Origin of the sequence: Mesorhizobium sp. M0045, assembly GCF_040323385.1 — a bacterium.
In the GTDB taxonomy this organism is placed as follows: Bacteria; Pseudomonadota; Alphaproteobacteria; order Rhizobiales; family Rhizobiaceae; genus Mesorhizobium.
The window spans coordinates 48,710-63,148 of the sequence record NZ_JAMYUY010000009.1; the positions used below are offsets into that span (position 1 = coordinate 48,710).

Genomic DNA, 14,439 nt, shown 5'->3' on the forward strand with positions numbered 1-14,439 from the left:
CCTCATGCCGCTCGGTTGGTGGAAAACACCGCCGGCGGCAGTGGCTCGCGGCCAAGGATCAGATCGGCGCCCTTTTCACCAACCATGACCGTCGGGGCATTGGTGTTGGAGGAGGGGATGCGCGGCATCACCGAGGCGTCGCAGACGCGCAGGCCATCGATGCCACGTAGCCTGAGCTCCGGCGTCACCACGCTCATCGCATCGTAACCCATGCGGCAGGTGCCGACCGGGTGGTGGTCGGTCTTGGAACTGCGGCAGGCGTAGTCGAACAGCTCGTCGCCGCTCTGCAGGTCGGGTCCCGGCAGTACCTCGCGCAGCACATAGGGCTGCAGCGCTTTCTGCCGCATGATCTCGCGCGCCAGCCTCAGCCCTTTGATCGACATGTCGCGGTCATAGGGATCGGACCAATAGTTCGGATCGATCAGCGGGCGGTCTGCCGGGTCGGCACTGTTCAGCCGCACCGTGCCGCGTGAGCGCGGGCGCAGGAAGGCCGAGTTCAGTGTCACGCCCGGATTGTTCAGCTTCTCGACGCCGGCCTCGATGCCGGAGCCGAGGCCGAGATGGAGCTGGATATCGGGAGAGGCGGCGGTCGGATCGGCGTACCAGAAGCCGCCGGTCTCGAACAGGCTGGAGGCCACCGGGCCTTTCTTCAGGAGCAGGTACTGAAGGCCGGCCCACGCCATCCAATGCAGCTTGGCGTAGTTGTCGTAAGTGTGATCGCCGGTGCATTCGGCGATGACGAACAGGTCGAGATGATCCTGCAGATTGGAGCCGACGCCGGGCAGGTCGTGCACAGGCGTCACGCCGACCGCCTTCAAATGGTCGGCCGGGCCGATGCCCGACTGCATCAAAAGCTTCGGCGAGCCGATGGCGCCGGACGAGACGATCACCTCGCGTTCGGCGCGCAGGATCGCTGGCTGGCCGCCCGGCCTGTCGACGATTTCGACGCCGATGGCGCGGCCCTTGTCGACGACGATGCGCGTCACCAGAACGCCGGTCCTGACCGTCAGGTTCTTGCGTTCGCGGATCGGCCGCAGATAGGCGACCGAGGCCGAAGAGCGTTTTGCGTCCTTCTGCGTCAATTGGTAATAGCCGACGCCCTCCTGGCTGGCGCCGTTGAAGTCGGGATTGAAGGGGATGCCCATCTCCTGCCCGGCGCGGAAATAGGCCTCGCAGATCGGCAGCGGCGCGATCGGGTTCGACACGCCGAGCGGGCCCTGGTCGCCGTGAAAATCGTTGGCATAACGTTGATTGTTCTCGGCGCGTTTGAAATAGGGCAGCACGTCGCGATAGCCCCAGCCGGCAAGACCTTCTTCCTTCTCCCAGGCGTCGTAGTCGCGGGCGTTGCCGCGCGTGTAGATCTGGGCGTTGATCGACGAGCCGCCACCGATCACCTTGGCCTGCGTGTATCGGAAGACGCGGTCCTTCATGTGCTTTTGCGGCACAGTCGACCAGCCCCAGGCGGCGATGCCCTTGGTCATCTTGGCAAAACCGGCCGGCATGTGGATCAGCGGATGCCAGTCCTTGCCGCCGGCTTCGAGCAGCAGCACCTGATGCGACGGATCTTCGCTCAGCCGGTTGGCGAGTACGCAGCCGGCCGGGCCGGCGCCGACGATTATGAAGTCGGTCATGGCATCACCTGTTCATAGCCTCGGCACCGACAGCGCGCCGTCAACATTGATGACCGAGCCGGTCGAAAAGCCGAGCTTGCCGCCGGCGAGCGCCGCCACGGCGGCACCGATATCCTGGCCCTCGCCCCAGCGCATCGCCGGCACCAGCCCGCTCTCGATCAGCGCGTCATATTTGGCGGTGACACCCGCGGTCATCTCGGTGCGGATGATGCCCGGCCGCACCTCGAACACGGCGATGTTTTCGGTGGCAAGCCGCAGCGCCAGGTTCTTCACCCACATCGAAAGCCCGGCCTTGGAAATGCAGTAGTCGGAACGTTCCGGCGAGGCCATGGCGGCACTGACCGAGGTGACGGTGATGATCGATCTCGCACCATCACCCGGCAGGCCTAGCATCGCTTTGGCGACGGCCTGGCTGAGGAACACCGTGCCGCGCAGATTGATGCCGAGCACCCGGTCGAAATTTTCCGGCTTGAGCTCGAGCAGATCGCCGCGCAGGACACTGCCGATGCCGGCATTGTTGACCAGGCAGTCGATGCGGCCGAAGGCGCTTGTCGCGACATCGATCAGCGCTGCATGGCCGTCGAGGTCGGCGATGTCGCTGCTGGCATAGGCGAATTTCGCGCCGCGCCCGGTGATGTCGGCGGCGAGCCCGTCGGCGGCTTCGCCGGCAAGGTCGGCAACGAGGATGTCGAAGCCTGCATCGGCCAGCGCCTCGGCGCAAGCAAGGCCGATGCCGCGCGCGCCGCCGGTGACGATCGCTGCGGGGCGGCTCATGTTGCAAGCTCCGTCTTGCAGATGTGGTCGGCGACGCGCAGCGCCTGTGCGGCGATCGACAGCGCCGGATTGACGGCGGCCGAATTCGGCAGGAAGCCGGCATCGACGACGAACAAATTGCTGTGGTCGAAGGAGCGGCAGAACGGATCCAGAGGCGAGGTCGCTGGATCTTTGCCCATCTTCACCGTGCCGCACTGATGCGAGGGCGTGCGCTTGTCAAACGGACGCGACAGGATGATCGGATAGCCGCAGGCGCGGAAATTCTCGCGCATCACCTTGGTCAGTCCGTCGAGCGACTGCATGTTGGAGCGCCGCCACTGCATGACGATGTCCTTGCCGTCGAGCATGATGCGGCTCTCGGGATCGGGCAGGTCTTCGCACAGCAGATACCAGTCGACGGCGTGGCCGGCCATGAAATCGAGCGCGAATTTGGGCGCGCGCCTGACATTGGCCTTAAGGATATTGCCGTCGATCTTGCCGAGGAGCTGGACATTGCCGAGCGGCTTGCCGCCCTTGCCGTCGGACAGATAATAATCGTTCAGCATCAGCGTCTTCTGGTAGACGGATTTGTTCCGGCGGCGTGGATCGATCGCCAGCATGGCGCTCGAATTGTGGTTCATGAAGTTGCGGCCGACCTGGTCGGAGCGGTTGGCCAGGCCTTTGCCACCGCCTTTGCCGTTAGGGGTGGGCGAGCGCAGCAGGATGGCGGCGGAATTGACCGCGCCGGCCGATAGGATGACCAGCTTTGGCGCGACTTTCTTCAGCGTACCGTTCTGGCGATAATGGACGGCCGCGATCGTCCGGGCATCCGGCGATGCCTCGAGATGTTCGACGTGGGCGCCGGTCTCGAGCTTGATGTTCTGGTCGGCAAGGGCCGACGCCAGCGGCCCCGTTTGCGCGTCGACCTTGCCGGCGCCGGTGTTGGGAAACGCGTCCCACGTCGTGCTGCCGTCTTTCAGCCAGGCTTCGATGTCGACGCCGAGCGGCAGCGATGCCGGGTGCAGGCCCAGGCTCCTGAGCTCGGCGCGGGCACGCGCGATCGGCGGCTCGTCCGGCACCGGCCCGAAAGGGTAGGGCATCGAGTGGAACGGCTCGGTCGGGTCTTCGCCGAGTGCACCGCGCACGCGGTACAGCTGCTCGGCCCTGGAATACCAGGGTTCGAATTCCTCGTAGGAAAACGGCCAGGCCGGCGAGATGCCGCCATAGTGCTCCATCTCCGAAAAGTCTTCCCTGCGGTAGCGGATCAGCACCGCGCCGTAGAATTTCGAATTGCCGCCGACATAGTAGTAATTGCCCGGGTTGAAAGGCGCTCCGCCGGCCTCGAGCCACATCTCCTTCGGCCTATAGTGGCCATCGACGAAGATCGCGCGGGTGTCGCGTGCGTGCGGGGTTGCCGGCAGGGCTTCGCCGCGCTCCAGCATCAGAATCGAGGCGCCACTGCCGGCAAGGCCGGAGGCGATCGTAGCGCCGCCGATGCCGGAGCCGATGATGACGATGTCTGGATTTGTCATGGCGGTCAGACGATGCGTTTCTCGGTCGCCGGATCGAAGAACACCGCCTTGGTAAGGTTGAAGGCGAGCGGCGTGACCGTGCCGGGCTGGATGTTGGCATCGGCGCGCAGCCGCGCCACCACCGCCTTGCCGCCGAGATTGGTGACCGCGAACGTATCCGAGCCGGCCGGCTCGATGACCTCGATGTGACAGTCGGCGCGGGCGATGTTCGAGGCGTTGCGTTCGGCCCCTTCGGGATCGGTCAGTGCTTCCGGGCGGACGCCGAAGATGATTGGTTTTCCGTGGAATGCCGACAGGCCGGCCGGCGCATTGGCCAGCGGCAGCGAGATAGGCTGGCGCGCCTCGCGCTCCATGACGACGGAGAAGCCGGATCCGTTGCTGCCGATCGTCGCCGGGATCAGGTTCATCGCCGGCGAGCCCATGAAGTCGGCAACAAACAGATTGACCGGATTGTTATAGATCTCGGCCGGCGTACCGAACTGCTGCACCTCGCCGTCGCGCATCACCGCGATCTTGGTGGCCAGCGTCATAGCCTCGATCTGGTCGTGGGTGACGTAGACGATGGTGGTGCCGGTGGTGGCGTGCAGGCGCTTGATCTCGATGCGCATGTCGACGCGCAGCTTGGCGTCGAGATTGGACAAAGGCTCGTCGAACAGAAACAGCTTTGGATCGCGCACCAGCGCCCGACCCATGGCAACCCGCTGGCGCTGGCCGCCGGAAAGCTGGCTTGGCTTGCGCTTCAGCAAATGGCCGATCTGCAGGACCTTCGCCACCTTGTCGATCGCCTTCTGGCGCTCATCGGCCGGCACGCCGCGCATCTCCATGCCGAACGCAATATTCCCGGCCACCGTCATGTTCGGATAGAGCGCATAGCTCTGGAACACCATGGCGATGTCGCGCTTGGAGGGGTGGAGATCGTTGATCGTGCGTCCGTCGACGCGGATTTCGCCTTCGGTGATGGTTTCCAGGCCGGCAATGGTGTTGAGCAGCGTGGACTTGCCGCAACCGGAAGGCCCGACCAGCACGAGGAAGCCGCCCTTTTCCAAGTCGAGGTCGATGCCTTTCAGGATCTCGACCGCTCCGAAACGCTTCTTCAGCCCGTCAATTTCCAGAAAAGCCATGCGATTATCCTTTGACGGCGCCGGCCATAAGGCCGCGCACGAAATAGCGGCCGGCGAGCACATAGACGAGGAGCGTCGGCAGCGCGGCGATCATCGCCGCCGCCATGTTGACGTTGTATTCGACGACGCCGGTCGAGGTGTTGACGACATTGTTCAGCGCCACCGTCATCGGCATCACGTCGCCGGAGCCGGCATAGGCGGAGGCGAAGAGGAAGTCGTTCCAGATGTTGGTGAACTGGTAGATCACCGTCACCACGATGATCGGCAGCGAGTTGGGCAGCATGATGCGCCGGAAGATCTGGAAGAAGCTGGCGCCGTCGATCTGCGCCGCCTTCACCAGCTCGTTCGGAAACGCTTCGTAATAATTGCGGAAGAACAGGGTGGTGAAGCCGATGCCGTAGACGACGTGAACGAACACCAGGTTCACGGTTGGATTGCCGAAGCCGAAGGTGAAGCCGGTCGCGTTCTGCAGCTTGACGCCGAACCGGCCGAGGCTGCCGAGGATCGTTGCCATCGGCAAGAGCACGGACTGGAACGGGATGAAGCAGGCAAACAGCATCAGCCCGAACACCAGCGTCGCCCCGCGAAAGCGCCACTTCGTCAGCACATAGCCGTTGAGCGCGCCGAGCAGGGTCGAGATGATGACCGCCGGAACCACCATCTTGATCGAGTTCCAGAAATAACCCTTCATGCCGACGCAGGTGAGACCCGAGCAGACTTCGCTCCATGCCCTTATCCAGGGTGCGAAGGTCGGCGCCTGCGGCAGCGCCAGCATGTTGCCGTTCTGGATCTCGTCCATGGTCTTGAACGAGGTCACCAGCATGACGAGCAGCGGCATCAGATAGAACAGCGCAAACAGCGCCAGCAGCCCGTAGATGACGATACGGTTGACCGTCCTGGCGCTGATACCGCCAGTGCTCTGGCGAGCAGGAGTGGCTATGGCGCTCATCGCGGCTTCTCCCGAAGCTCGGAATAGAGATAGGGAACGATGATCGCGGTGATAGTCATCAGCATGATCACGGCGCTGGCCGAGCCGACGGCCATTTCGTTGCGCTTGAAGGTGTACTCATACATGAAGTTCGACGGCAGCCAGGCCGAGCCGCCCGGCCCGCCGCTGGTCAGCGCGACGACCAGATCGTAGGACTTGATGGCGAGATGCGCGAGGACGATCAAGGCGGACAGGAAGATCGGCCGCAGCAGCGGGATGACGATGCGACGGTAGAGCTGGAAGGTGGTGGCGCCGTCGATCTGCGCCGCCTTCAGGATCTCGCCGTCGATGCCGCGCAGGCCGGCCAGGAACATCGCCATGATGAAGCCTGACGCCTGCCAGACACCGGCGATGACCACAGTGTAGATGACGAAGTCCTTGTTCTTGATCCAGTCGAAATGGAAGCTCGTCCAGCCCCATTGGTGCAGCGTCTGCTCGAGGCCGAGGCCGGGGTCGAGAAACCATTTCCAGGCAACGCCGGTGACGATGAAGGACAGTGCCATCGGGTAGAGATAGATCGGCCGCAACATGCCTTCGCCGCGGATCTTCTGGTCAAGCAGGATCGCCAGGAACAGCCCGAGCGCCAGGCAGATGGAAATATAGAGGAAGCCAAAAATCCCCATATTGGTGATCGAGGTGTACCAGGAGGACGGCGGATCGCTTTCGAAAGTCCAGCGCCACAGCCGCTGATAGGCGCGTGGCCCGGTGATCGCATAGGAGGGAAAGGTCTTGGAATTGGTGAAGGACAGATAGATCGTCCACAGGATGAAGCCGTAGACGAAGACGATGGTGGCGGCGAAGCTCGGCGCCAGCACGAGCTTCGGCAGCGCATCCTGCAGGCGCGAGCGCACCGAAGCGCCCGGACGGGCGTCGTGCTCCGGCGTCAGCGTGATACTGGTTTCAGCAACTATGCTCATCGATCCATTCCGTATCGCGGGTCCGGAATTCTGTCGTCGCGGCCTCTGCGGCACGAAGCGTGCCGGTCAGCGCAACCGCAAAACCCCTCCGCAGGGGATCTCCCCGGCTTGCGCCGGGGAGATCGTTCACATGGGCGGGTGCTTACTTGGCGTCTTCGATCGCGCTGACCAGTTGGGTCACCGCCTCGTCCGAGGTCTTGATCTGGCCGTGGACGAACTTCGAGACGACATCCTTGTAGGCGTTGGCAACCGCCGGAGGGGCGCCGTAGCCTTGCGCCAGCGAGCCGAACAGGGTGCCGCCTTCGTTGGCGGCCTTCAAATCGGCCATGCCCTTCTTGCCGCATGCGTCGAAGTCGGTGTCCGGCACGTCGGTGCGGGCCGGGACCGAGCCCTTGACCACGTTGAAGGCCGACTGGAAGCTCTTCGACAGAGTTGCGGTGGCCAGAGCGATCTGGGCGGCCTTGCGGTCTTCCGGAACCTTGAACATGCCGAACATGTCGGAGTTGTAGATCACGCTGCCGTCGGTGCCCGGGAAGCGATAGCAGAGAAAGTCGGTGCCCGGGACCTTCTTGGCGGCGTTGAATTCGCCCTTGGCCCAGTCGCCCATCACCTGTACCAAGGCGTCGCCCTTGATGACCATGGCGGTGGCGAGGTTCCAGTCGCGGCCCGAGAAGTTCGGGTCGACATAGGTGACGAGCTTGGCGAGATTGTCGAACGACTTCTTCATCGTGTCGGACTTCAGGGATTCCTCGTCGAGGTCGTTGAAGGCCTTCTTGTAGAACTCAGGTCCGCCGGTCGACAGCACGACCGAGTCGAACATGGTCGCTTCCTGCCAGTTCTGGCCGCCCAGCGCGAGCGGGATGACGCCCGCCGCCTTGGCTTTGTCGAGCAGCGCGATGAAGTCGTCGAAGGTCTTGGGCTCGGTCCCGCCGATCTTGTCCATCACCGCCTTGTTGATCCACAGCCAGTTGACCGAGTGGACGTTGACCGGAGCCGCGACCCACTTGCCGTCATAGACGGAGAATTTCTGCAGGGCGGCGGGAACGGACTTGTCCCAGCCTTCCTTTATCGCCGTCTCGGTCAGGTCGCCCATGACGCCGGCCGCGGCGTAGTCGAGCACGGTATAGCCAAGCATCTGCGAGGCGGTCGGGTAGTTGCCGGCCGCCACCATCGCCTTCAGCGCGGTCATGGCGGCGTCGCCGCCACCGCCGGCCACCGGCACGTCCTTCCAGGCAAAGCCTTCCTTGGCCAGATCCTGCTTGAGCACGTTCAGAGCGGCAGCTTCGCCGCCCGACGTCCACCAATGCAGCATCTGGACTTCCTTGACGTCCTCGGCATGGGCCGCGAACGCAACGCCCGCTGCGAGAGCCGTCCCGATAAGCAGTTTGCGCAACATGTACTTCCTCCCTTGTTGAACTTACAACGACCGGCGGATGGCCACCGGGTTCTTCCCAACTCAGCCGACCCACCATCCGGTGCGCTGGCCGCGATGAAACTGGATTGTCTTTTCCTCGGTATAATCCTCGACGGCGCGCTTGCCGAGTTCGCGTCCCAGACCGGACTGCTTGTAGCCGCCGAAAGGCAGTTCGGGATAACCTTCCATGAACGTGTTCACCCAAACGGTTCCCGAACGCACATTCCGCGCCACCGACATGCAGGTATCGATGCTGGCGCTCCACACGCCGGCCGACAGACCATAGGGCGTGTTGTTGGCGATGCGCAACGCCCTTTCAATCGATTCAAAAGTCAGCACCGAGAGCACCGGCCCGAACACTTCCTCGCGCGCAATGGCCATGTCTTCGGTGACGTCGCGAACGATTGTCGGATCAAGGTACTGGCCGGCGCTTGAAGCACGCTGCTTGCCGCCGCAATAGATCCGGCAACCGTCGTTTTCCGCTGCCGTCACGTAGCCGGTGACCTTGGCCACATGGTCGGCGGAGATCATCGCGCCGACCTTGGTGCGGTCGTCGAGCGGGTCGCCGACAACCATCTTGGCAGTAAGTGCTTTGACGGCGCCGAGGAAGTCGTCGGCGATCGCCTCATGGACGATTAGCCGGCTGCCGGCATTGCAGCATTCGCCGGCGTTGAAGAAGCCGCCGAATACCGCCGCGTCAGCAGCGGCTTCGAGGTCGGCATCGGGAAAGACAAGCTGGCCGTTCTTGCCGCCGAGTTCCATCGAGACTTTCTTCAGCGAGTTGGCAGCAGAGGCCATGGTCATCCTACCGACCCGGGTGGAGCCGGTGAACGACACCATCTCGACCAGCGGGTGGCTGACCATCGGTGCGCCGACATCGGCGCCCAGACCGGCAAGGATGTTGACGACGCCATCCGGCAGGCCGGCCTGCATCAGGATCTCGCCGAGCACGAAAGTCGAGGCCGAGGTCATCTCGCTCGGCTTGATCACCGCCGTGCAGCCGGCGGCGAGCGCGAAGGGCAGTTTCTGGCTGACGATAAGGAACGGGAAATTCCACGGCGTGATGATGGAGACGACGCCGATCGGTTCGCGCAGCACGACGCCGAGCATGGCGTCGCCGAGATTGGCGTAGCTTTCGCCGTGAAGCGTGCGGGCAAGTGCCGCGGCATAGCGCCAGATGTCGACGGCGCCGCCGATCTCGCCGCGCGCTTGGGCAATCGGCTTGCCGGATTCCAGCACGTCGAGCCGGGCAATCTCGTCCAGCCGCGCCTCGATCAGGTCAGCAGCCTTGAGCAGGATCGCGGCGCGTTCGGCGGCCTTCATGCGCGGCCAGGGGCCGGTCTCGAAGGCCTTGTGGGCAACCTGTACCGCCGTCTCGACGTCCGCCGCGCCGGCCTGTGCATAGCGCGAGACGGTGAAGCCGTGGCCGGGGCTGCGGCGCTCCAGCGTGCGGCCGTCCTGGGCATCGACGAACTTGCCGCCGATCAGCAGCCGGTAGCTTTTCGGCGCTGCGGCTGCCTCGGCGGGCATGGCGATGTTGAGAGGTGCGTTCATGTGAGTTTCAGGTTCCTAAGATCTTGAGAACGCCGGTTTCTGCTTGGCGCTGAAAGCCTCGACGCCGGTCCTGAGATCGCTTGTCAGCGCGATGAAGCCGCTGGCCAGCGCTTCGGTCGCGGCAGCACTCTCTTCGCCCTCCGCGATGGCAATCATCAGCTTGGCGGCTTCGGTCGCGAGCGGGCCGCGCTCGGCGATCTTGCCGGCCCAGGCCTTGGCTTCGGCGAACGCCTTACCGGTCTCGACCACCCGGTCGACAATCCCCAGAGCAAGAGCCTCGGTAGCCAGAAACACTTCGCCGCCGAGCGCCATCCGCCGCACTGCCTGCGCGCCGAAGCGGCGCACGGCGCGCTGGGTGCCGGACCAGCCGGGAACGACGCCGATCGAGGTTTCGGGGAACCCCAGCTTCACCTGTGTTTCCGCCACGCGGAAGTCTGCAGCCGCCGCCAGTTCCAGCCCGCCGCCCAGCGCATGGCCGGCAAGCACGGCGATCGTCGGCTGCCGCAGCCGCGCCAGCCGATCAAAGACGCGGTGGCCGTAGCGCACCCATTGCACCTGGAAATCGGCGGCGCTCATTTCTGCCCATGCCTCGACGTCGCCGCCGGCGCAAAAGCCCTTGCCTTCGCCGCAGATCAGCACGACGCGGATGCCGTCCGCCGCCTCGGCTTCGTCGAGTGCTGCTTCCAACGCTCGCAGCATCGGGATGTCGAGGGCGTTGAATTTCTCCGGCCGGCGCAGCGTGATTGTGCCGATGGCGCCGTCGGTTTCAAAGGTGACGAGGCGCTCAGCCATGGGCGCCTCCAAGCGAGGCGCCGCCATTGAGCGACAGGCCGATCGGCCGGTCCCGGTAGAGCGCATCCGGTGTGATTTTCAGGTCGTTGGCGACGGCGAGCGGGATCTCGGCCTGCGCCAGCACATCGCGCTCGAGGTCGATGCCCGGCGCCAGCTCCGTCACCATCAGCCCCGCCGGCGTCAGCTTCATCACGCAGCGCTCGGTGACATAGGTGATGTCCTGCCCCTGCGCGACGGCACGCTTGCCCGAGAAGGAGATATGCTCGACTTCGCCGACGACTTTCTTGACCTTGCCCTCCTGGTCGATGCGGATGCCGCCATCAGCAAGCGACAGCTTGGCACCGGCGTTGAAGAAACCGGAAAAGACGATCTTCTTCGCTCGCGCGGTGATGTCGACGAAGCCGCCGGCGCCGGCGGTGACGTGGGGCCGCGCCGAAAGCTTCGAGACGTTGACAGAGCCGTGGCGGTCGATCTGCAGGAAGGACAGCAGCGAGGCGTCAAAGCCACCGGCCTGGAAATAGATGAACTGGTGCGGAGAGGGCATGAAGGCGTCGGCATTGGACGAGCAGCCGAACTTGAAGTCGAGCAGCGGCACGCCGCCGACCGCCCCCTGTTCGATGACCCAGGTGACCTTGCCGTGCTGGCCTTCCTCGATCAGGATACGCGGCACATTGGCCGAGATGCCGAAGCCGATATTGACCGCCATGCCGTCGGCAAGCTCCATGGCGACGCGGCGGGCGATGACCTTCTGGACGTTCATCTCGGCGTTGCGAAAGCTCGACAGCGGCCGGAAAATCTCGCCGGAGATGGCCGGATCGTAGGGCGTCAGCGTCGTCTGCAACTGGTCGGGCGCCACGACAATATGATCGACCAGCACGGCGGGCACGCGCACATCGTGTGGCTTCAGCGTGCCGTTCTCGACGACGCGCTTGACCTGCGCGATGACGATACCGCCATTGTTGCGGGCGGCCAGCGCCTGTTCGAGGCCGCCGAGATAGGCACCTTCATGCTCATAGGTGAGGTTGCCGCGCTCGTCGGCGGTGGTGGCGCGAATGACCGCGACCTGCGGCACGATCGCGCGGAAATAGAGCCACTCCTCGCCATCGAACTGCTGCACCGAAACGATCGGCTCGCTGGCGGCAGCATTCATGGCGCAGCCCTGGTGGCGCGGGTCGGCGAAGGTGTCGAGCCCGACCTTGGTCAGCACGCCGGGACGCTTGGCGGCGGCTTCGCGATGCATGTCGAACAGGATGCCGGACGGCACGTTGTAAGCAGCGACCGAATTGTCGCCGATCATCTTCCAGATCTGCGGTGGTTCGGAAGATGACGGCCCGGAAGGATAGGAACCGCACAAAGTGCGCTTCAACAGGCCGGGCTTGGCTAAGTGATCGATGCCCTTGATGCCGTACATGTCACCGGCGGCGATCGGGTGCAGCGTCGTGATGTCCTTGGGATGGCCTTCGGCGTCGAAGCGCTCGCCGATCGCGGCAAGCACCGCATCCGGGCAGCCGAGGCCGCTCGACGACGACACGGAAACGACCACGCCATCCCTGATCAGGCCGGCAGCCTCAGCCGCGGACACGAGCTTGCTCATCCAGCACTCCCGAGCTTCGGGTCGATGGCAACGGCCTTGCCGGACCTGGCCGATTGCAATGCCGCTTCGGCTGATGTCAGCGACCAGACGCCGTCTTCGCCGGTGGCGGAAGGCTGGCCCTCGCCACGGATCGCCGCGTGGAATTGGCGCAGCGAACGGGCATAGAGATCTTCGCGGTCGAAGCTCAATTCCTCCTCGCCCTGTGCCGTGCGCAGCAACACCGAGCCGACCGGCTTCTGCGTCATCACATCCCTGGCGATCAGCGAGCCTTCGCTGCCATGCACCTCGAAGCCGGTGCCGGCGAATCTGGTGGTGAAGCCCTCATGCGACTGGGCGATGACGCCCGATGCGAAGCGCCAGAGGCACATGGCGCCGTCTTCCAGCCCGCAGGCGGCCATGCCGGCCGATTGCGTGAACGCCGAGATCTCGACGGGATCGTCGCCGAGCACGAAGCGCAGCGTGTCGGCATCGTGGACGGTGATGTCGAGCACCACGCCGCCGCCGGCGTCCGGCCTGGTGATGCGCCAGCCCTGCAGGTTTTCCGGCAGATAGACGGAGTGGAAGACGCGCGCGGCGATCGGTCTGCCGATGCGGCCGGCAGCGATCGCTTCGCGCATCGCCCGATGCGAGCCCGCATTGCGCAGATGGTGATTGGTGCCGAGCACGACGCCGGCGGCCCTGGCCGCCGCGACCATCTTGCGGGCGTCGGCGCTGGTCAGCGCCAGCGGCTTTTCGCAAAGCACATGCTTTCCCGCCTCAATGGCGGCGAGTGCCTGTTCGAGATGCAATTCGTTGGTGGTCGAGATGTAGACGGCGTCGATGTCGGAGCCGAGCAATTCATCAAGCGTCGAGACCGCCGCCGGAATGCGGTTTTCCCGAGCGTAGGTGGCGGCGCGCTCCGGGCTGGAGCTCATCACTGCGGCGATCTCGCCGTCCGGCCGCGCGCGGATGGCGCCGATCATGAACTGTCTTGCGATCGTGCTGGCGCCGATCAGCCCCCAACTGACGGTCATGCCGCGTCTCCCATTCCTGCGCAGCCATGCTCCTTGCGATCGGGGCCGCAGCTTTCCCTGACCACGAGGTTGACGGCGCCGATATGATCCTCGGCGCGCGTGGTGCGCGATTGGATCATCTTCAGCACGACATGGGCGGCGCGCTCGCCGAGGCCGGCGGTGTTCACCGCGACGCTGGTCAGCGCCGGCATGTAGTGCTCGGCCTCGGCGACGTCGTCGAAGCCGACGACGGCAAAGTCCGCGCCGGGTTCCAGGCCGCGCTTGCGCAGCGCCAGCAAGACGCCGAAGGCGACCGCATCGTTGAAGCAAAGGGCCGCGGTCGGCGGCGCGGCCATGGCGAGCGCGGTTTCCAGGCAGGCTATGCCGCCCTTGCGGCTGGTTTCGCCCTCAAAGACCAGCCTGTCGGCTGGTGCGATGCCGAGCGCTTCACAGGCCGCGCGAAAGCCGCCCAGCCGCTCGTGGTAGACGACAAGGTCGGACGAGCCGCCGAAGAAGGCCAGCCGGCAGTGGCCCTTGCCGATCAGATGGGCGGTGGCAAGATAGGCGCCGCGATGATTGTCGGGCGTGATCACCGGGATGCGGCTTTCGGGGAGGCGGCGCATGACGAAAACGACCGGAACGCCTGCGGTCTCAAGGCGGCGGAACGCGCCCGGCGTGGTGCCGCGCGCCGGCGACACGACGAGCCCGGCGACACCCTGCTCCATCAGCGATTTCAGAACCTCTTCCTGGCGCACCGGGCTCTCCGCCGTGTTGGCGATGAAAGGCACGATCCCGGCCGACTGGAAGACGCGCTCCATGCCGACCGCCATCTCGGCGAAAAACGGATTGGTAAGATCGTTGATGACCATGCCGATGACGTTGGAATGGGCCTTGCGCAGATTGGCGGCGCCGCGGTTGTAGACATAGCCGACATCCTCGATCGCCTTGCGCACCTTGAGCGCGGTCTCAGGCCGGATCAGCCGGCTGCCTTGCAACACCAGCGATACCGTCGATTTGGACACGCCCGCCTCACGGGCGATGTCGAGTATCGTTGCCTTGGCCCGGCTGGCCATCCAGATCTGTCCTCCCGGAGGTTTCTTATGCGATTTTTATTGGAACGATCTAATCTCTGCGAGGCATTTGAGTCAATC

The 14,439-nt window shown here is 64.6% G+C and carries 12 protein-coding genes; all 12 read right to left on the reverse strand.

What is annotated here, in order from left to right:
* Positions 1-2 precede the first annotated feature (2 nt).
* A complete protein-coding gene (locus tag NKJ72_RS16265; RefSeq protein ID WP_254816901.1) occupies positions 3-1,631 on the reverse strand; it encodes a GMC family oxidoreductase in 1,629 nt (542 codons plus the stop codon).
* Between the two features lie 12 nt (positions 1,632-1,643).
* Positions 1,644-2,405 (reverse strand): 3-ketoacyl-ACP reductase, encoded by a 762-nt coding sequence (locus tag NKJ72_RS16270; protein WP_254816902.1) that lies wholly within the window; start codon positions 2,403-2,405, stop codon positions 1,644-1,646.
* Positions 2,402-3,916 (reverse strand): GMC oxidoreductase, encoded by a 1,515-nt coding sequence (locus NKJ72_RS16275; RefSeq protein ID WP_352478181.1) that lies wholly within the window; start codon positions 3,914-3,916, stop codon positions 2,402-2,404. The genes NKJ72_RS16270 and NKJ72_RS16275 overlap by 4 nt, the downstream gene beginning before the upstream one ends.
* Before the next feature lie 5 nt (positions 3,917-3,921).
* Positions 3,922-5,037, reverse strand: coding sequence for an ABC transporter ATP-binding protein (locus NKJ72_RS16280; protein ID WP_352478183.1), 1,116 nt, complete (start codon positions 5,035-5,037; stop codon positions 3,922-3,924).
* Between the two features lie 4 nt (positions 5,038-5,041).
* Positions 5,042-5,986: a carbohydrate ABC transporter permease gene (locus NKJ72_RS16285; RefSeq protein ID WP_352478185.1), complete on the reverse strand. Its 945-nt coding sequence runs from the start codon at positions 5,984-5,986 to the stop codon at positions 5,042-5,044.
* A complete protein-coding gene (locus NKJ72_RS16290) occupies positions 5,983-6,942 on the reverse strand; it encodes a carbohydrate ABC transporter permease (protein ID WP_254816906.1) in 960 nt (319 codons plus the stop codon). The genes NKJ72_RS16285 and NKJ72_RS16290 overlap by 4 nt, the downstream gene beginning before the upstream one ends.
* 142 nt (positions 6,943-7,084) lie before the next feature.
* Positions 7,085-8,338 carry an ABC transporter substrate-binding protein gene (locus NKJ72_RS16295; RefSeq protein ID WP_254816907.1) on the reverse strand — a complete coding sequence of 418 codons (1,254 nt, stop codon included), beginning with the start codon at positions 8,336-8,338 and terminating at the stop codon, positions 7,085-7,087.
* A gap of 60 nt (positions 8,339-8,398) precedes the next feature.
* Positions 8,399-9,910: an aldehyde dehydrogenase family protein gene (locus NKJ72_RS16300; protein WP_352478188.1), complete on the reverse strand. Its 1,512-nt coding sequence runs from the start codon at positions 9,908-9,910 to the stop codon at positions 8,399-8,401.
* Positions 9,911-9,925: 15 nt separating this feature from the next.
* Positions 9,926-10,702: an enoyl-CoA hydratase/isomerase family protein gene (locus NKJ72_RS16305; RefSeq protein WP_352478190.1), complete on the reverse strand. Its 777-nt coding sequence runs from the start codon at positions 10,700-10,702 to the stop codon at positions 9,926-9,928.
* Positions 10,695-12,296, reverse strand: a complete 1,602-nt coding sequence (locus NKJ72_RS16310) for an acyl CoA:acetate/3-ketoacid CoA transferase (protein WP_352478191.1) — start codon at positions 12,294-12,296, stop codon at positions 10,695-10,697. Before NKJ72_RS16310 ends, NKJ72_RS16305 begins: the two co-directional genes overlap by 8 nt.
* Positions 12,293-13,309, reverse strand: a complete 1,017-nt coding sequence (locus tag NKJ72_RS16315) for a Gfo/Idh/MocA family protein (protein ID WP_352478193.1) — start codon at positions 13,307-13,309, stop codon at positions 12,293-12,295. Before NKJ72_RS16315 ends, NKJ72_RS16310 begins: the two co-directional genes overlap by 4 nt.
* Complete coding sequence (locus NKJ72_RS16320) at positions 13,306-14,361, reverse strand: LacI family DNA-binding transcriptional regulator (RefSeq protein WP_352478195.1); 1,056 nt, start codon at positions 14,359-14,361, stop codon at positions 13,306-13,308. Before NKJ72_RS16320 ends, NKJ72_RS16315 begins: the two co-directional genes overlap by 4 nt.
* Between the last annotated feature and the right edge of the window lie 78 nt (positions 14,362-14,439).

What these genes read in the sequence shown, in the direction of transcription:
- NKJ72_RS16305 (WP_352478190.1), bottom strand. Translation starts at nt 10,702, where the DNA reads ATGGCTGAGCGCCTCGTCACCTTTGAAACCGACGGCGCCATCGGCACA.
- NKJ72_RS16290 (WP_254816906.1), bottom strand. Translation starts at nt 6,942, where the DNA reads ATGAGCATAGTTGCTGAAACCAGTATCACGCTGACGCCGGAGCACGAC.
- NKJ72_RS16265 (WP_254816901.1), bottom strand. Translation starts at nt 1,631, where the DNA reads ATGACCGACTTCATAATCGTCGGCGCCGGCCCGGCCGGCTGCGTACTC.
- NKJ72_RS16285 (WP_352478185.1), bottom strand. Translation starts at nt 5,986, where the DNA reads ATGAGCGCCATAGCCACTCCTGCTCGCCAGAGCACTGGCGGTATCAGC.
- NKJ72_RS16300 (WP_352478188.1), bottom strand. Translation starts at nt 9,910, where the DNA reads ATGAACGCACCTCTCAACATCGCCATGCCCGCCGAGGCAGCCGCAGCG.
- NKJ72_RS16295 (WP_254816907.1), bottom strand. Translation starts at nt 8,338, where the DNA reads ATGTTGCGCAAACTGCTTATCGGGACGGCTCTCGCAGCGGGCGTTGCG.
- NKJ72_RS16280 (WP_352478183.1), bottom strand. Translation starts at nt 5,037, where the DNA reads ATGGCTTTTCTGGAAATTGACGGGCTGAAGAAGCGTTTCGGAGCGGTC.
- NKJ72_RS16320 (WP_352478195.1), bottom strand. Translation starts at nt 14,361, where the DNA reads ATGGCCAGCCGGGCCAAGGCAACGATACTCGACATCGCCCGTGAGGCG.
- NKJ72_RS16310 (WP_352478191.1), bottom strand. Translation starts at nt 12,296, where the DNA reads ATGAGCAAGCTCGTGTCCGCGGCTGAGGCTGCCGGCCTGATCAGGGAT.
- NKJ72_RS16275 (WP_352478181.1), bottom strand. Translation starts at nt 3,916, where the DNA reads ATGACAAATCCAGACATCGTCATCATCGGCTCCGGCATCGGCGGCGCT.
- NKJ72_RS16315 (WP_352478193.1), bottom strand. Translation starts at nt 13,309, where the DNA reads ATGACCGTCAGTTGGGGGCTGATCGGCGCCAGCACGATCGCAAGACAG.
- NKJ72_RS16270 (WP_254816902.1), bottom strand. Translation starts at nt 2,405, where the DNA reads ATGAGCCGCCCCGCAGCGATCGTCACCGGCGGCGCGCGCGGCATCGGC.